Origin of the sequence: Streptomyces lanatus (assembly GCF_014655715.1) — a bacterium.
Classification (GTDB): Bacteria; Actinomycetota; Actinomycetes; order Streptomycetales; family Streptomycetaceae; genus Streptomyces; species Streptomyces lanatus.
Genome location: NZ_BNBM01000007.1, coordinates 109,590 through 126,058, shown reverse-complemented (window position 1 = coordinate 126,058; position 16,469 = coordinate 109,590). Strand labels below are relative to the sequence as shown.

Genomic DNA, 16,469 nt, shown 5'->3' with positions numbered 1-16,469 from the left:
GGATCCTTTACATGGATCTTTTACGAGGGGTTCACCGTGCCGCCGCCGTCCCAGCGGCCGTCCGGGGTCAGCCCCAGCAGGTCGATCGCGTTGCCGCGTACGATCCGCTCGACGACCTCGGGGTCCAGATGCCCCATCTGCGCCTCGCCGACCTCGCGGGACTTCGGCCAGGTCGAGTCGGAGTGGGGGTAGTCGGTCTCATAGAGGACGTTCCCTACGCCTATCGCGTCCAGGTTCCTGAGCCCGAAGGCGTCGTCGAAGAAGCAGCCGTATACATGATCGGCGAACAGCTCGGACGGCGGCCGGTGCACCTTGTCGGCGACGCCGCCCCACCCCCGGTTCTCCTCCCACACCACATCGGCGCGCTCCAGGATGTACGGGATCCAGCCGATCTGCCCTTCGGCGTACATGACCTTGAGGTTGGGGAAGCGCTCGAACTTGCCGCTCATCAGCCAGTCGACCATCGAGAAGCAGCAGTTGGCGAAGGTGATGGTGGAACCGACGGCGGGCGGTGCGTCGGCGGAGGTCGAAGGCATACGGCTGCTGGAGCCGATGTGCATGGCGACCACCGTGCCGGTCTCGTCGCAGGCGGCGAGGAAGGGGTCCCAGGCGTCGGTGTGGACGGAGGGGAGACCGAGGTGCGGGGGTATCTCGGAGAAGGCGACGGCGCGCACGCCGCGTGCGGCGTTGCGGCGGACCTCGGCGGCGGCCAGCTCGGCGTCCCAGAGGGGGATGAGGGTCAGCGGGATCAGCCGCCCTCGCGCGTCCGGGCCGCACCACTCCTCCACCATCCAGTCGTTGTAGGCCTGGACGCCCAGCAGCCCCAGCTCGTGGTCGGCGGCCTCGGTGAAGGTCTGGCCGCAGAAGCGCGGGAAGGTCGGGAAGCAGAGGGCCGACTGGACGTGGTTGACGTCCATGTCGGCGAGGCGCGCGGGGACGTCGTACGACCCCTTGCGCATCTGCTCGTAGGTGATGACCTCGAGCTTGATCTCGTCCCTGTCGTAGCCGACGGCGGTGTCGAGGCGGGTGAGGGGGCGTTGCAGATCCTCGTACACCCACCAGTCGCCGATCGGGCCGTCGTCGCCCTGGCGGCCCATGACGGGCTTGAACCGGCCGCCCAGGAAGGTCATCTCCTTCAGCGGCGCCCGGACTATGCGCGGACCGACGTCCAGGTACTTCTTCGGAAGCCGGTCCTGCCACACCGTCGGCGGCTCCACCGTGTGGTCGTCGACGGAGATGATCAGGGGAAACGTGGTCTCGGTGTCCATGTCCGCCACGGTAGCGCCGATCTGACGGTCCGTCAGCTACGCGGAGGTGACCGTAACTGTGCGGAGAGCACGTGAGGGCCTTGTGATATCCAGCGCGCCTGGCTGTGATCACCCCCTCCACAGCTGACGCATCTGCCATGAACAAGGCAAACTGGCGGGGATGTAAACAGGTCCTAGGGGGACTGCGATGGGCGGGGTACCGCAAGTGCCGGAGCAGAGGCGTCCCGGCTCCGGCTCCGAGACGGACGGGTCGGAGCAGGCGGCGGCGCTGCGATTCGGCGTGCTCGGTCCGGTACGCGCGTGGCGGGGCGAGGAGCAGCTCCCGACCGGCTCCCCCCAGCAACGCGCCCTGCTCGCCGCCCTGCTGCTGCGCGAGGGCCGTACGGCGACCGCGGCGGAGCTCATCGACGCCCTGTGGGGCGAGGAGCCGCCCTCGCAGGCGCTGGCGGCGCTGCGGACGTATGCCTCCCGGCTGCGCAAGGTACTGGATTCCGGCGCCCTGGTGAGCGAGTCCGGCGGCTACGCGGTGCGGGGCCTGGCCGAGGGCGCGCTGGACCTGGCGGCGGCACAGGAACTCGCCACGGAAGCGGAGAAGGCGCGAAGCGCCGGGGATCTGTGCCATGCGCGGGAGGTGCTGGCGCGGGCGCTGGCGCTGTGGGACGGGGAAGTGCTGGCAGGCGTCCCCGGGCCATACGCCGAGGCTCAGCGGGTCCGGCTGGAGGAATGGCGGCTCCAGCTCCTCGAATCCCGGCTCGACATGGACCTTGAGCAGGGCTGCCATGCGGAGGCGGTCTCGGAGCTGACGGCCCTGACGGCCGAGCATCCGCTGCGCGAGCGGCTGCGGGAGCTGCTGATGCTCGCCCTGTACCGCAGCGGCCGGCAGGCGGAGGCGCTGGCGGTCTACGCCGACACCCGGCGCCTCCTCGCCGACGAGCTCGGCGTGGACCCCCGCCCCGGCCTGAGCGAGCTCCAGCAGCGCATCCTCCAGGCCGACCCGGCCCTCGCGGAACCGTCCGCCCCGACCGCCGAGCCGACGGCGACCCCGGTGCGTCCCGCCCAACTCCCCGCCACCGTCCCCGACTTCACCGGCCGCGCCTCCTTCGTCTCGGAGCTCAGCGAGGTCCTCTCCTCGGCGGAGGGCCGGGTGATGGCGGTGTCGGCGCTGGCGGGTATCGGCGGCGTGGGCAAGACGACGCTCGCGGTGCATGTCGCCCACCAGGCGCGCTCGGTCTTCCCGGACGGCCAGCTCTACGTCGATCTCCAGGGCGCGGGCCCGCGCGCCGCCGAGCCGGAGACGGTGCTGGGCTCGTTCCTGCGCGCCCTCGGGACGGCGGACTCGGCGATCCCGGACTCGCTGGAGGAACGGGCCGCGCTCTACCGCTCGATCCTCGACGGTCGGCGGGTCCTGGTCCTCCTGGACAACGCCAAGGACGCGGCGCAGGTACGGCCGTTGCTGCCGGGCATGGAGGGCTGTGCGGCGCTGGTGACGTCCCGGGTGCGGATGGTGGATCTCGCCGGGGCCCATCTGGTGGACCTGGATGTGATGTCCCCCGACGAGGCGCTGTCGCTGTTCACGAAGATCGTGGGCGAGGAGCGGGTGGCGTCCGAGCGGGAGGCGGCCCTGGACGTGGTCGCGGCGTGCGGCTTCCTGCCGCTGGCCATCCGCATCGCCGCGTCCCGCCTCGCGGCCCGCCGCACCTGGACGGTGTCGGTACTGGCGGCGAAGCTCGCGGACGAGCGGCGCCGGCTGGACGAACTCCAGGCCGGGGACCTCGCCGTGAAGGCCACCTTCGAGTTGGGGTACGGCGCCATGGAGCCCGCCCAGGCACGGGCCTTCCGGCTCCTCGGCCTGGCCGACGGCCCCGACATCTCACTGGCCGCGGCCGCCGCGGTGCTGGACCTGCCGGTGGACGAGACGGAGGACCTGCTGGAGTCCCTCGTCGACACCTCGTTGCTTGAGTCGGCGGCGCCGGGGCGGTATCGGTACCACGATCTGGTGCGGCTCTACGCGCGTGCTTGTGCGGAGCGGGACGAACAGCCGCCGGGTGAGCGGGACGCGGCACTGTCGCGGTTGCTGGACTTCTATCTGGCCACGACCGCGCGGGTGTACACGATCGAGCACCCCGGGGACCGGCTGACCGACGACCTGGAGCCCACCCGCTATCCGGGACTGCGCTTCACCGAGGGCACGGCCGCCCTGGACTGGCTGTACACGGAGGCCGGGCAACTGCTGGCCGCCGTACGGCAGGCGGCCGGGAGCGAGCGGCTGCGGCGGGCCGTCGATCTGCTCTGGGCCGCGAAGGACCTGACCGAGTCCGGGGCCAACTCGCATCAGTACGAGATGACGGCGCGGGCCACCTGCGAGGCCACCCGGGCCGCCGGCCACGAACGGGCGGAGGGCAGGGCGCGCACGGTGCTCAGCGATGTGCTGCTGGTCTCCGGACGCATTCAGCCCGCCGAGCAGGAGGCCCAGGTCGCCTTGGACCTCGCGGGGAGCGTGCAGGACGCCACCGCCGTCAGCTGGGTGGCCAACAACCGGGGACTCGTCTGTCTGCACGAGGGCCGGTTCGCCGAGGGCAAGGTGTTCTTCGACCAGGCACTCGAAGGTCTGCGGGCGGCGGGGAACCGGCCCTTCGAGGCCACCGTCCTGGGCAATCTGTCCCGCGCGCACCTCGGCATGGGCAACCTCGCGAAGGCCGTGGAGATGGCGCAGCACGGTCTCGCCGTGCACACCGAGATCGGCCGGACGGTGCGCCTCGCCAACGGCCACTTCGCGCTGGGCGTCGCCCTGACCCGCGCGGGCCGGCACGCCGAGGCGCTGAGCCAGTTCTCCGACGCCCTCGGCATCTTCAACGACCATCGGCAGCGACTGTGGGAGGGCGTCACCCACTTCCGCATCGCCGAGGTGCACTCGGCCGACCGCCGCCCGGCGCAGGCCGCCCAGCATGCCGAACAAGCGCTCGCGCTGGGCTGCATCGGCGGGGACCGGATGCGGGGCAACGTCCTGACGCTGCTGGGGCGTTCGCTCGCGGCACTGGGTCAGGCGGACCGGGCGCGGGCATGCTGGCGCGAGGCGCTGAGCCTGTACGAGCAGCACGGCGCCGCGGAGGCAGCGGATGTGCGCGCGCTGCTCACCTCGGCCGCGGCGGCCCAGGACTCGCGCCTCTGACCTGGGGATCGTCGGCGTTCAGCGTTCGTTTATCTCCAACCGACAGTCTCGTATCCGTCGGACCGTCGCGTCGGGGGGCAGGCGGTCGGACCAGGAGCCCGAACGACTACTGTGCGGCTCCGAACGCCCGTCCGGGAGTGCTCGGGGGAGTTTCCGGACGGGCGTTCCTCATTCACAGACCCAGAAGAGGACACGAGCCCATGAGCGAGCAGAAGAAGGACCCGACCGTCTCCACGGACAACAACGCGATGCCCAGCGAGCCCGCCACCACGGACGAGCAGATCACCACGCTGAACAACGCGATGCCCAGCGGTCCGGCCAAAACGGCCACCGCGGACGAGAAGATCACCACGCTCAACAACGCCATGCCGGCCGGGCCCGCGAACCTGGACCTGAACGACAAGTAGGCCTCATCGCACGGGGATCGGCCGCGGCGGCCCGGAGGGGAGTCGCCGCGGCCGAGGCGTGTCCGGAGGGTTCACGGCGGTGTCCGTCCCACGGTGACGCCCTGTTCCCCCTCCCGACACCCACCCGTCGCACCCGGCCGCCACCCTCGGGTGTCATGGCATCCGACATGGCATCCGAGCAGAGCGCGGCGGCGGGCGCCGGACAGCCGTCGGCGCTCGTCAAGTTCGTGCAGTTCGTCCCGCTGGGCGCGGTGGCCGTCGTGCTGCTGGACTCGGCCACGGACTTCTTCCCGGACGACCCGCTCATCGGGATCGTCACGCCGACGCGGCTCGCGCTGCTCCTCGGGATCGTCGCCCTGGTCGTCCCGGTACGGGGCAGGCCCCGGGCGCGGCTGCGGGACTTCCGGACGCGGCTGGACCTGCCCGTCGCGCTGCTGACCGCCGCGTCGGCCGTGGCGACGTACCGCAGCGGACAACCCACGGCCCCGTTGCGCGGCCTGCTCACCGTCATCGCCTGCTACTACCTGGTCGTAGCCGTCCGCCGCACCCAGCCCGAGTCGTGGCGCGCGATCGGCGTCCTCGCCCTGACCGGCGTCGCGGCGGCCGCCACCAACGCCTTCTCGCAGGTCACCAACGAGACCCCGACCGGCTTCTGCCGCACCGGGCTGCTCACCGACATCGCCTGCGACGCGGGCGGCGACGGTGTCCTCATCCGCGCCACCGGCACCTTCTCCAACCCGAACCTGCTGGCCGCGTTCCTGGTGCTGCTCCTGCCGTTCGCACTGCTGGCCGCGGTGAGCGTGGACGAGCGTACGGGCCGTACCGCGGTCGTCACCCTCCTGGTGATCGGCTACGGCGCCCTGCTGACCACCTTCTCGCGCGCCGGGTACGTCGCCGGTGCCGCCGGTCTCCTCGTCCTCGCCGGCGCCTACTGGCTGGCGCCCCGGCTCGCCGACCGCGCGCGACGCCGGCTCTTCGCCGCCCTCGGCACCCTGGCCCTGCTCGCCGCGGCCGGCGCCATCTGGGCCGTGTCCCGCGCCGGGAACTCCCTGGGAGTGCGGGGCCAGGCCTGGGAGGCGGCGCTGTCGCTGGCCGCGGACAACCCCCTCGGCGTGGGCCTGGGCCGTTCCGGCGCCGTCATATCCGCGACCGCGCCCGGCGACCGTACCTTCGTCCACGCCCACAACCTGTGGCTCAACTGGCTGGTGGAGGCGGGCCCCCTGGGCCTCCTCGCCGTCACCGCGATCGCCGTGATCGCCCTGTACTCGGCGGCCCGGGCGGCCCGCGCCAAGTCGGTGATCGGCACGGTCGGCCTCGCCGCGCTGACCGGGTTCTTCCTGATGAGCATGATGGACCACCCGGCCAACCTGGACCGGATCGACATGCTGCTGTGGTGCTCGCTGGCGGTCGTCATGGCGGAGAACCCGACGAGGTCGCTCTCCCCGGCCACCGTCCCCACCCAGCTCAAGCGCCCCCGCCACGGCCAACAACGCGTCGGCGCACCGGTTTAGGGTGTGCGCGACCCGCGCCGCAGCTCCCCCTTCACCACCTTCCCGCTGGCGTTCCGCGGCAGCTCCGTCACGAACTCCACCGCCCGCGGCACCTTGTAGTTCGCCATCTCCCGCCGCGCCCAGGCGATCAGGTCGTCCCCGGTCAGCACGGCCCCCGGCCGCCGCACCACGAACGCCTTCCCGGCCTCCCCGAGCCGTGCGTCCGGTACGCCGATCACGGCGACGTCGGCGACGTCGGGATGCAGGCCCAGCAGCTGCTCGATCTCCGCCGGGTAGGCGTTGAAGCCGCCGACGATGAACATGTCCTTGATGCGGTCGGTGATGCGGAGATTGCCCGCGTCGTCCAGGACCCCCACGTCTCCCGTCCGCAGCCAGCCGTCCTCGGTCAGCACCTCGGCCGTGGCCGCCGGGTCCTCGTAGTAGCCGCGCATGACGTTGAAGCCGCGGACCAGGACCTCGCCGGGTTCGCCGGGCGGTGCCTCGACTCGGACCTCGGTGCCGGGTATCGCACGGCCCGACGTCGACGCGATGACCGTGGGATCGTCGCCGCGCCGGCACATCGTGACGATGCCGCTGGCCTCGGACAGGCCGTATGCCGTCAGGACCGTCTCCACGCCCAGCTCGCCGCGCAGCCGCTCCACCAGTCGCAGCGGTACCACCGCGGCGCCCGTCACCACCAGCCGCAGCGCGGACAGGTCGTGGGTGTCCCGCGCCGGGTGGTCGAGGAGGGACTGGTGCAGGGTCGGCGGGCCCGGCAGCACCGACACCCGTTCCGCCGCGATGTTCGCCAGCGCCGTGCCGACGTTGAACACCGGCTGCGGGATCATCGTCGCGCCCCGCATGAGGCAGGCGATCACCCCCGCCTTGTAGCCGAAGGTGTGGAAGAAGGGGTTCACGATGAGGTAGCGGTCGCCCTGGCGCAGGCCCGCCAGGTCGCTCCACACCTCGTACGCCCGCAAGGTCTGCGCGTGGGTGATCACCGCGCCCTTGGGGCGGCCCGTCGTCCCGGACGTGAAGACGATGTCCGAGGCCCAGGAGCCGGACACGGCCGCCGAGACCGCCCGTACCTCCGTCGCGTCCACCCCGTCGCCGCTGGCCAGGAAGTCCTTCCAGGTGCGGTAGTCCGCGGGGGCGTCGTCCGACAGCACCACCACCTGCTCCAGGTCCGGCAGGCCGGGCCCCTCCGCGACCGCCCGCCGCAGCGACGCCACATACGACGTCCCCAGGAACGTGCCCGTCACGAACAGCAGCCGCGCCCCGCTCCTGCGCAGCACATCGGCCGCCTCACCGCCCTTGAAGCGGGTGTTCAGCGGCACCAGCACCGCCCCGGCCGACACCGCGCCCAGTGCCGCCACGATCCAGTCCAGGGTGTTCGGGGCCCAGATCGCGACCCGGTCGCCCGGCGCGATGCCGTTGGCCACACAGGCCGCCGTCGAGCGCTCGACGCGGGCGCCCAGTTCGGCGTACGAGATCCGGGTGCGGCCGTCCACCACCGCCTCGGCGTCCGCGTACCGCTCGGCCGCGGACCGCACGAGTTCCGGAATGCTGCCCCACTCCAAGTCACCGCGCACAACAGCCTCCAGACCACTAGCTGACTGTCCGTCAGATTAGCTGTAGCCTGACGCCCTGTCAGCAGCCGCTTCAGCATGCGGAGGTGCGCACATGGCCGGACTCAAGGACGCCACCGCGATCGTCGGCATCGGACAGACCCCCTTCGCCAAGCACCTCCCCGAGGACGAGCGGACCCTCGCCTGCCGTGCCGTCCTCGCCGCCCTCGACGACGCCGGGATCGCCCCGGGCGAGGTCGACGCCCTGGCCAGCTACACCATGGAGGAGACCGACGAGGTCGAGCTGGCGAAGGCTGTCGGCCTCGGCGACCTCACCTTCTTCAGCAAGGTCGGCTACGGGGGCGGCGGTTCGTGTGCCACCGTCGCGCATCTGGCCGCCGCCATCGCCGCCGGGCAGGCGTCGGTCGGCGTCGCCTGGCGGTCGAGGAAGAGGGGGAGCGGGCCCCGCCCCTGGCGCAACACCACGGCCCAGCTCCCCACCCCGGCCCAGTGGACCAGGCCGTACGGCCTGCTGCGCCCCGTCGACGAGATCGCCATGCTCACCCGCCGCTATATGCACGAGTACGGCGCGACCCGCGACCACCTCTTCAACGTCGCCCTCGCCTGCCGCAACCGCGCCAACCAGAACCCGGCCGCGATCATGTACGAGCGTCCCCTGACCCGCGAGATGTACATGACCTCCCGCTGGATCAGCGAACCGCTCTGCCTCTTCGACAACTGCCTGGAGACGGACGGGGCGCTGGCGTGCGTGGTCGTGAGCCGGGAGCGGGCCCGCGACTGCCGATGGCGCCCCGTCTACGTCCACTCCGCCGCCCAGGGCCTGCCCGCCCAGCACCACGGCATGGTCAACTACTGGAACGACGACCCGCTCACCGGCCCGGCCTGGACCGCCGCCCGGCATCTGTGGAAGCACGCCGACCTCACCCCGCAGGACGTGGACGTCGCCCAGATCTACGACGCGTTCACCGCGCTCATACCGCTCTCCCTGGAGGGCTACGGCTTCTGCGGACGGGGCGAGGGCGGGGCGTTCACCGAGCAGGGCGCCCTGGAGATCGGCGGGCGGCTGCCGCTGAACACCGGCGGCGGCGGGCTCAGCGAGGCCTACGTCCACGGCTTCAACCTCATCAACGAAGGCGTACGGCAGCTGCGCGGCACCGGCACCGCCCAGGTCCCCGGCGCCGCGACCTGCCTCGTCACCGCCGGCGAAGGCGTCCCCACCTCCGCGCTGCTGCTGCGAAACTGAGGAGTTGATCCACGGATGCTCTCCCCCGTCACCGACCCCGACGGCGCCCCCTTCTGGCAGTACGCCGCGCAGGGCGAACTCCGCGTCCAGACCTGCGCCGACTGCGCCGAACCCCGCTTCCCGCCCCGCCCCTGCTGCCCGCACTGCCAGTCCTTCGCGAGCGAGTGGCGCAGGGTCTCCGGCCACGGCCGGATCTGGTCGTACGTCGTCCCGCATCCGCCCCTGCTGCCCGAGTACGCCGCGCAGGCCCCGTACAACGTCATCGTCGTCGAACTCGCCGACGCACCCCGCATCCGCCTGGTCGGCAACCTCGTCACCGGCCCCGGCGCGCCCCTGAACTCCCTGCCCCCGGACCGGATCCGCATCGGCGCCAAGGTCCAGGCCGTCTTCGGCGGCACCGGGCTCCCGCAGTGGGTCCTGGAGCGGCCATGAGCCTCACCGTCACCGCCGACAAGGACACCGGCGTCGCCGTCGTCACCCTCGACCGGCCCGAACGCCTCAACGCCATCGACCTCGCGATGCGGGACGAACTCATCGCCGCGTGGCGAGAGTTGAGGTTCGACGATGCCGTACGGGCCGTGGTGCTCACCGGTGCCGGGGAGCGGGCGTTCTGCACGGGGCTCGACCGGGAGGCCCTGGTCCCCCAGCCCAACTCGCCGTACATGCAGGACGATCCGCTGCTGCGGGTCGGGCCGAAGTCCAACGACCTGTGGAAGCCGGTCGTCGCCGCCGTGACGGGCATGGCCTGCGGCGGCGCCTTCTACCTCCTCGGCGAGGCGGACTTCCTCGTCGCCGACCCGACCGCCGCCTTCTTCGACCCGCACACCACCTACGGCATGGTCAGCGCCTACGAGTCGATGCTGATGGCGCTGCGGATGCCGTACGGGGAGGCCGCGCGGATGGCACTGATGGGAAGCGCGGAGCGGCTGTCGGCGCGGCGGGCGTACGAGATCGGGCTGGTCTCCGAAGTCACCGAGCCGGGGCGGGCGCTGGCCGCCGCCGTGGATTGCGCCGGCGTCCTCGCCGGGTATCCGGCGGAGGGGGTGGAGGGGACGGTACGGGCGCTGTGGGCGGCCAAGGAGGCCGCCCTGGACCGGGCTTTCGCGCAGGCGCCGCACCTGATCGCGCTCGGGAACCTGCCGGACGAGCGGCAGGAGGAACTCTTCCGGGCGCGGCGCCGCGATCACCGGCTGCGCTGAGCTACTGCGCCTCGCGGGTCACGTTCTCCAGGGTGCAGGTGACACCGCTGGTGTTCTCGCCCGAGTCGGCGACATAGGAGGCGGCCACGTCGAGGGTCTCGGTGGCGCCGGCATCGACATACGGGATGGCGGACGAACTGGTGCGCACGGGCGCGCCGTCGGGGTCCTCGAAGGCCACGCCGAACTCGTAGGTGTAGGTGGTGAAGGTGTTGCTGTTGGTGGCCTCGACCCGGGCGACGATGCCCCGGCTCGGGTCGTACACACAGCTGGTGATCCGCACGTCGGCGGTGGGTTCCGCGGACGCGGTCGAGGTCGAGCCGCCGCCCGACGTCGAGCCGGTGCCGTAGTCGTCATCGTCGTCGTAGTGATGCGTGCTGCCGCCCGAACTGCTCGACGAGCCGCTGGAGTTCGAGCTGTCGTCGCACCCGCCCCCGTGTGAGCGGCGGGCTCCGGTCAGGGCGATCACCACGCAGGCGAAAACGGCCACAGCGCGGACATGGCGAAGCTTCACGGTGTTTCATCCCCCGGTGTCGTGATCGTGAACACGTCACGCTAGCAGCGGTCACATGGCGGTAAGCGCTCACCCGGCGTAGCGTCTCGTGTAAGAGCGGTGAAGATGACCGTTCCCCTGGGACGGCCGCCGTCCGGATCCCTTCCGTGCACCGGCACGACGGCCGTCACACAGCTCCGGCTAGGCGGTCCGTGCCGTTCCCGTGCCCTTCTCCGCGTCCAGCGCGTAGACGCACCGGTCCTTGCTGCACGCGTACACCACCCCGTCCTTCACCACCGGGGAGCCGGTGATCTCGCCGCCCGTGGCGAGCTTCCATCTCAGTCGGCCGTCATCGGCCTTCAGGGTGTACAGCAGATGGTCGGTGGAGCCGAAGTGGATCCGGCCCTCGGCGACCGCCGGGGCGCCCACGACGTCGCCGCCCGCCTGGAAGCGCCACTTCGGCGTCCCGGTGACCGCGTCCAGCGTGTACAGGCCCTTGCCGCTGCCGACGTGCACATGGCCCCCGGCCACCAGCACCGGCTCGATCGAGGAACGGGACTCGGTGGCGATGCGCCAGCGGTCGCGGCCGTCGGTGGCGTCGAGGGCGTACACCGTGCCGAGGTAGTCGGCGAGGTACACACCGCCGCCGGTCACCGCGGGGCCCGGCACGAAGGTCGGCGGACACAGGAAGACCGCGGGGGCCTCGAAGTGCCAGCGGACGTGGCCGCTCATGACGTCGAGCGCGAGCACACGCGTGCCGGCCGAGACGTACACATAGCCGTCGTGGGCCTGCGCCACCCGCACCGGCACCCCGCCGCAGGACGCGGCGTCCCCGATCGGGTACGACCAGCGCTCGTCGCCGGTCCGGGCGTCCAGGGCCTTCAGACGGGCGTCCTGCCAGACGTACACGGTGCCGTCGTACAGCGCGGGGCCGGCTTCCGGGGACTCGAAGTCGGTCTGGGCGCCGGTGATCTCCCAGAGCTTCTGGCCGTTGGACGCCTCCCAGGCCTGGACGCCGCCGCCGCGGGTGCCGGTGACGACGGTGCCGCGCTCGGCCTTGAGGGAGTAGACCCAGGCGTCCGTCTGGAGCCGCCACAGATCGCCGCCCTCCCTGCATTCCAGGGCGAACAGGGTGGGGCCGTCGGAGGCGTGGATACGGCCGTCCGCGACCGCCATCGACCAGGCGACGTCCCGCGTCTTGAAGCGGCGGCGGCCGGTGGCCACGTCAAGGGCGTGCACCTCGAAGGAGGTGACGTAGACGAGGTCGCCGTCGACGGCCGGGGTGCCCCAGACGTCGTTCGACATGCGGAAACGCCAGGGCCGCCAGCCGGACGCGGTCTCCGGCGGCACGGGCGGCACGGCGGGGCTGACGGCGGGGTCGGCGCCGTTGACGCCGGGGCGGGGCTTGGACCAGGAGGCGACCAGGCCGGCCTCCGGCGGGGGCGCCTGCATGGCGGCCGCGCGGGCGTCGGCGACCCGGGGGCCGGGGCCGATCGGGACGGCGGCGCCCGCGAGGCGGACTGGGCCGGTGTCGGGGGCGCCGACCGGGACGGGCTGCGGGACCACCGGGTCGTGCGAGGGCGGGGGCGGCACGGGCCCGGGGCCGGGGGCGATACGGCCGCCCCCGCTGCGGCCCGACGAGGAGGGCTTGGTCGCGGGACGGCCGCCCCGGCGGGACTCGATCAGGCTCACCGCGCGCTCGGGCAGCCACGCGGACGCCGTACCGCTGTCGTCGGAGCCGGAGCCGAAGAGGTGCGGGGCCAGCTGGGCCTGGAGGTCGGCCGGGTTGGGGCGGCCGGTGGCCTCCATCTGCATCAGGGACTCGATCAGCGGACGCAGCTCGTCCGGGAGGCCTTCGAGGTCGGGGCCCTCGCGCAGCAGCATGAAGACCGTCTCGACCGGGTTGGCGCCATGGAACGGGGGGTGTCCGGTGGCGGCGAACACCAGCATGGAGCCCAGCGAGAAGACATCGCTCGCGCCGGTCACGCTGCGGGAGTCCTTCGCCTGCTCCGGCGACATATAGGCGGGGGTGCCGACGGCGACGTTGGTCATCGTCAAACGCGTGTTCGACACACCCGACGCGATACCGAAGTCGATGACGCGGGGACCGTCCTCGACCACGAGCACATTGGACGGCTTCAGGTCGCGGTGGACGAGCCCGGCGCCATGGATCGACTGGAGGGCCTCCGCCACACCCGCCGCCAGCCAGCGCACCGCCTGGGCCGGCATCGGCCCGCACTCGTTCACTATCTCTTCGAGGGAGGGCGCGGGGACATACGCGGTGGCCAGCCACGGCACGGCCGCACGCGGGTCGGCGTCGACGACGGCCGCCGTGTAGAAGCCGGAAACCGCCCGGGCCGCCTCCACCTCACGCGTGAAGCGGACACGGAACAGCTGGTCCTCGGCGAGCTCCGTACGCACGGTCTTGATCGCCACGCGCCGGCCCGAAGCCGAGCGCGCGAGATAGACCAGCCCCATGCCGCCGGCACCCAGTCGTCCGAGCACCTCGAACGGCCCGATCCTGCGCGGATCGTGCTGCGTCAGCTGATCCACCACTCTGCCTGCCACCTCCCCGTACGGGCCCCGTCCACCCACATATGTACGCGACCCCGTGCAGCGTCTCACCACCGCCACCGCCTTGGCGGCACACACCCCGATTCTTCCTGTCCGAGGGCGTGGTTGCGAACCCGAGGGCGGAACGGGGTGTCTTGGGACAAAAGCACACTCCGGCGGTCGCGGGAAGCGCCGGTTCGCATGGTGGGACGCCGAAGGTAAGAGTGCGGTCAGGGTTCCACGGGTTCCGCCCGGCGCTCCAGAACCGCGAAGGACGCCCCCTGATCGTCGCTGACCACGGCGACCGTGCCGTACGACGTTTCGAAGGGCGGCACCTGCACCCGGCCGCCGAGCCGGTTCACCGTGCCGAGGGCCTCCTCGCAGGACGCCACCCGGAAGTGGACCACGAAATGGGGCGGCATCATCTCGGAGAAGACCTCGGAGACGGCCGCACGGCCGAAGTCGGGCTTCGCGTCCGGACCGAACAGGGCGTCCTCGAAGAGCCCGCCGTAGAAGGCGTTGGCGGCCTCGGTGTCCCGGGCGTAGAGCTGCGCCCAGGCGAAGGTGCCGATCTCGTGCCGCCGGCCGAAGCCGGGGTGGCTGCCCGCCTGCCAGAGCGCGAAGACGGCGCCCTCGGGATCGGTGACCAGCGCGGCGTCGCCCAGCCCGGGCCCGATCGGCACCGGCGGGACGACGACCTGCCCGCCCGCCCCGCGGATCCGCTCCGCCAGCGCCCGGGCGTCCGGGGTGGCGAAGTACACCGTCCATACGGAGGGCAGCCGTCCGTCCGTCTTGCGGGCCAGCGCGGCGACCCGCTCGCCCTTCAGCCGGGCCCACACGGTGGAGTCGTAGGCCTCCTCGAAGTCCCACCCGAAGACCTCGCCGTAGAACCGCCTGCCCGCCGCCACGTCGGAAAGCTGGGCGTCGACCCAGCACGGGACGCCCTCCGTGTATCCCGTTCCGTTCGCGGATGCCCTGTTTTCGGCCATGCGGCAAAAGTAACGGCCTCTTCCGCACCCCGCAGACCAGGCACACCCGCCTCGCGCATCCCGTGCACCCCATTTGCAGTCGGCCGAATCGCGCCCCGATCACGCCTCGGTAAGCTGACGACATGACAGGACAAGTGCGTACCGTCGACGGCCGTGTGGCCGGTCGGCGTGGGCAGGCGACCCGGCAGAAGCTGCTCGACTGCCTCAGCGAGATGCTCAGCTCCTCCCCTTACCGGGACGTCAAAGTCATCGATGTCGCCCGGAAGGCGGGGACTTCACCCGCGACCTTCTACCAGTACTTCCCGGACGTCGAGGGCGCCGTCCTGGAGATCGCCGAGCAAATGGCCACCGAGGGAGCCGGTTTGACCGAGCTCGTCGAGGGCCGTAGCTGGGTGGGCAAGGCGGGCTGGCAGACCGCTCAGGAACTCGTGGACGGGTTCCTGGACTTCTGGCGCCGCAATGACGCGATCCTCAGGGTCGTCGATCTCGGCGCGTCCGAGGGCGACAAACGGTTCTACAAGATCCGTATGAAGATCCTGAACTCCGTGAACAACTCCCTGGCGGAGGCGGTCACTCAGCTGCAGGCCAAGGGCAAGGTCGACAAGGACGTGAACCCGGCCGCGGTCGCGGGTTCGATCGTCGCGATGCTCGCGGCGGTGGCCTCGCACCAGAAGGGTTTCCAGACGTGGGGCGTCAAGCAGGCTGAACTGAAGCCGAATCTGGCGCTGTTGGTGCACCTGGGAGTGACCGGCAAGAAGCCGACGAAGTAGCGCGCTTCCTCCTTACGCCCCAAGTCCTGTCTGGCAGGCGGTGGTTCACCCGGGTGGGCCACCGCCTGCGCACGTTCAGCCCTGGGCGGGCAGCGGCCGGTCCTGCACGACGTGCTTCATCACCAGCGTCGACGTCAGCCGCTGCACCCCCGGAAGGGTGGCCAGCCGGTCGTCGTACAGCCGCTGATAGGCGGCGAGGTCGGTGGCGACGACCCGCAGCAGATAGTCGGGCTCCCCGAAGAGCCGCTGCGCCTCCACCACATGCGGGATGCCGGCCAGCGCGCTCTCGAACTCGGCGACCGTGTCCCGGTCCTCCTGCCGCATGGAGACGAAGACCAGCGCCTCGAAGGTCAGCCCGACGGCACCCGGGTCCACGACGGCCCGGTACCCGCTGATCGCTCCGGCCCGCTCCAGCTCCCGCAGCCGCCGGTGGCACGGCGAGACGCTCAGCCGCACCCGCGCGGCCAGCTCGGTCACGGTCAGCCGGCCGTCCTGCTGAAGCTCGGCAAGAATCTGTCTGTCCACGTCGTCCATGGGACAGATTTTCCCTCACATCCAGCGATCATGAGCAAACTACGGGAACACTTTCGGGCCATTCACGCCTAATGTCCCCACCATGGACTCGGGCACCCTCATCTCCTTCCTCGCCGTCGACCTCCTCCTGGTCTGCGTACCGGGCGCCGACTGGGCGTACGCGATCTCCGCCGGGCTGCGCGGCGGCTCGGTCGCCGCGGCCGTCGGCGGCCTGGTCGGCGGCTACGCCCTGCACACCGTCCTGGCGGCGGCGGGCCTCGCCGTCCTGGTCGCCGGATCGCCCGCACTGCTCACGGCGCTGACGGTGGCCGGGGCGGCGTATCTGGTGTGGCTGGGCTGGAGTGTGCTGCGGCGGCCCGGCACACCGGGGGCCGGGGAGAGCGTCGCGGCGGGCAACGCCCGCGTCTTCCTCCGCGGCGCCACGATCAGCGGCATGAACCCCAAGGGCCTGCTGCTGTACCTGTCCGTCCTCCCCCAGTTCCTGCTGACGAAGGGCGACCATCTGCCGGTCCCCGCGCAGACCGCCGCCCTCGGCCTGCTCCACATGGCGTGCTGCGCCGCGGTCTACCTCACGGTGGGCCTCGGCGCCCGAGCCGTCCTCGGCGCCCGCCCGGCGGCGGCCCGCGCGGTCACCCGTACCTCGGGGGCGGCGATGCTGGGGATCGGCGCGTTTCTGCTGGTACAGCGGCTGGCGACGCTGTAGCGGCCGGGCGGCGACCCCGTCACCTGTATGGGGGACAAGGGGCGTGCGGCGACTCACTGGTGGGC

The 16,469-nt window shown here is 71.9% G+C and carries 14 protein-coding genes; 8 read left to right on the top strand and 6 right to left on the bottom strand.

Going from position 1 to position 16,469, the window contains the following annotated elements; all coding sequences use genetic code 11:
- Positions 1–20: 20 nt before the first annotated feature.
- Positions 21–1,268 carry an amidohydrolase family protein gene (locus tag IE325_RS20220; protein ID WP_190071362.1) on the bottom strand — a complete coding sequence of 416 codons (1,248 nt, stop codon included), beginning with the start codon at positions 1,266–1,268 and terminating at the stop codon, positions 21–23.
- Between the two features lie 187 nt (positions 1,269–1,455).
- Here IE325_RS20220 and afsR point away from each other — a divergent pair, with 187 nt between their 5' ends.
- From afsR to IE325_RS20205, 3 genes are all read left to right on the top strand, one after another.
- Positions 1,456–4,437 (top strand): SARP-family global regulator AfsR, encoded by a 2,982-nt coding sequence (gene afsR, locus IE325_RS20215; protein WP_190071361.1) that lies wholly within the window; start codon positions 1,456–1,458, stop codon positions 4,435–4,437.
- Between the two features lie 200 nt (positions 4,438–4,637).
- Positions 4,638–4,844, top strand: coding sequence for a regulatory protein AfsS (afsS, locus tag IE325_RS20210; RefSeq protein WP_190071360.1), 207 nt, complete (start codon positions 4,638–4,640; stop codon positions 4,842–4,844).
- A 155-nt stretch (positions 4,845–4,999) separates the two neighbouring features.
- Entirely contained in the window at positions 5,000–6,355 is a 1,356-nt protein-coding gene (locus IE325_RS20205; protein WP_229911895.1) for an O-antigen ligase family protein, read from the top strand.
- On the opposite strand, the gene IE325_RS20200 is transcribed toward IE325_RS20205, so the two are convergent.
- On the bottom strand, positions 6,352–7,926 hold the full coding sequence (locus IE325_RS20200; protein WP_229911894.1) for a FadD3 family acyl-CoA ligase: 1,575 nt from the start codon (positions 7,924–7,926) through the stop codon (positions 6,352–6,354). The genes IE325_RS20205 and IE325_RS20200 overlap by 4 nt on opposite strands.
- Before the next feature lie 91 nt (positions 7,927–8,017).
- Between IE325_RS20200 and IE325_RS20195 the strand changes: the two genes are divergently transcribed.
- The 3 genes from IE325_RS20195 to IE325_RS20185 are packed head-to-tail and all read left to right on the top strand — an operon-like array spanning position 8,018 to position 10,365.
- Positions 8,018–9,166, top strand: a complete 1,149-nt coding sequence (locus IE325_RS20195) for a lipid-transfer protein (protein ID WP_190071359.1) — start codon at positions 8,018–8,020, stop codon at positions 9,164–9,166.
- 15 nt (positions 9,167–9,181) lie between these two features.
- A complete protein-coding gene (locus tag IE325_RS20190; protein WP_190071358.1) occupies positions 9,182–9,598 on the top strand; it encodes a Zn-ribbon domain-containing OB-fold protein in 417 nt (138 codons plus the stop codon).
- On the top strand, positions 9,595–10,365 hold the full coding sequence (locus tag IE325_RS20185; protein WP_190071357.1) for an enoyl-CoA hydratase/isomerase family protein: 771 nt from the start codon (positions 9,595–9,597) through the stop codon (positions 10,363–10,365). Before IE325_RS20190 ends, IE325_RS20185 begins: the two co-directional genes overlap by 4 nt.
- 1 nt (position 10,366) lies before the next feature.
- On the opposite strand, the gene IE325_RS20180 is transcribed toward IE325_RS20185, so the two are convergent.
- The 3 genes from IE325_RS20180 to kbpA all read right to left on the bottom strand — a co-directional run bounded on the left by IE325_RS20180 (position 10,367) and on the right by kbpA (position 14,397).
- On the bottom strand, positions 10,367–10,876 hold the full coding sequence (locus IE325_RS20180) for a hypothetical protein (protein WP_190071356.1): 510 nt from the start codon (positions 10,874–10,876) through the stop codon (positions 10,367–10,369).
- Between the two features lie 180 nt (positions 10,877–11,056).
- Positions 11,057–13,411 carry a protein serine/threonine kinase AfsK gene (gene afsK / locus IE325_RS20175; protein ID WP_190071355.1) on the bottom strand — a complete coding sequence of 785 codons (2,355 nt, stop codon included), beginning with the start codon at positions 13,409–13,411 and terminating at the stop codon, positions 11,057–11,059.
- Positions 13,412–13,638: 227 nt separating this feature from the next.
- The gene (gene kbpA, locus IE325_RS20170) at positions 13,639–14,397 is read right to left on the bottom strand and encodes an AfsK-binding protein KbpA (RefSeq protein ID WP_190071354.1); all 759 of its coding nucleotides are present in this window, start codon (positions 14,395–14,397) and stop codon (positions 13,639–13,641) included.
- 134 nt (positions 14,398–14,531) lie between these two features.
- On the opposite strand from kbpA, the gene IE325_RS20165 reads away from it, so the two are divergent.
- Positions 14,532–15,167 (top strand): TetR family transcriptional regulator, encoded by a 636-nt coding sequence (locus tag IE325_RS20165; RefSeq protein ID WP_190071649.1) that lies wholly within the window; start codon positions 14,532–14,534, stop codon positions 15,165–15,167.
- A gap of 75 nt (positions 15,168–15,242) precedes the next feature.
- On the opposite strand, the gene IE325_RS20160 is transcribed toward IE325_RS20165, so the two are convergent.
- The gene (locus tag IE325_RS20160; protein ID WP_190071353.1) at positions 15,243–15,701 is read right to left on the bottom strand and encodes an Lrp/AsnC family transcriptional regulator; all 459 of its coding nucleotides are present in this window, start codon (positions 15,699–15,701) and stop codon (positions 15,243–15,245) included.
- 82 nt (positions 15,702–15,783) lie between these two features.
- Between IE325_RS20160 and IE325_RS20155 the strand changes: the two genes are divergently transcribed.
- Positions 15,784–16,404: a LysE family translocator gene (locus IE325_RS20155; protein WP_190071352.1), complete on the top strand. Its 621-nt coding sequence runs from the start codon at positions 15,784–15,786 to the stop codon at positions 16,402–16,404.
- Positions 16,405–16,469: the final 65 nt, after the last annotated feature.

Coding starts and splice junctions, on each gene's coding strand:
- IE325_RS20220 (WP_190071362.1), bottom strand. CDS start 1,268: ATGGACACCGAGACCACGTTTCCCCTGATCATCTCCGTCGACGACCAC.
- IE325_RS20185 (WP_190071357.1), top strand. CDS start 9,595: ATGAGCCTCACCGTCACCGCCGACAAGGACACCGGCGTCGCCGTCGTC.
- IE325_RS20190 (WP_190071358.1), top strand. CDS start 9,182: ATGCTCTCCCCCGTCACCGACCCCGACGGCGCCCCCTTCTGGCAGTAC.
- IE325_RS20160 (WP_190071353.1), bottom strand. CDS start 15,701: ATGGACGACGTGGACAGACAGATTCTTGCCGAGCTTCAGCAGGACGGC.
- IE325_RS20205 (WP_229911895.1), top strand. CDS start 5,000: ATGGCATCCGACATGGCATCCGAGCAGAGCGCGGCGGCGGGCGCCGGA.
- afsR (WP_190071361.1), top strand. CDS start 1,456: ATGGGCGGGGTACCGCAAGTGCCGGAGCAGAGGCGTCCCGGCTCCGGC.
- IE325_RS20155 (WP_190071352.1), top strand. CDS start 15,784: ATGGACTCGGGCACCCTCATCTCCTTCCTCGCCGTCGACCTCCTCCTG.
- IE325_RS20195 (WP_190071359.1), top strand. CDS start 8,018: ATGGCCGGACTCAAGGACGCCACCGCGATCGTCGGCATCGGACAGACC.
- kbpA (WP_190071354.1), bottom strand. CDS start 14,397: ATGGCCGAAAACAGGGCATCCGCGAACGGAACGGGATACACGGAGGGC.
- afsS (WP_190071360.1), top strand. CDS start 4,638: ATGAGCGAGCAGAAGAAGGACCCGACCGTCTCCACGGACAACAACGCG.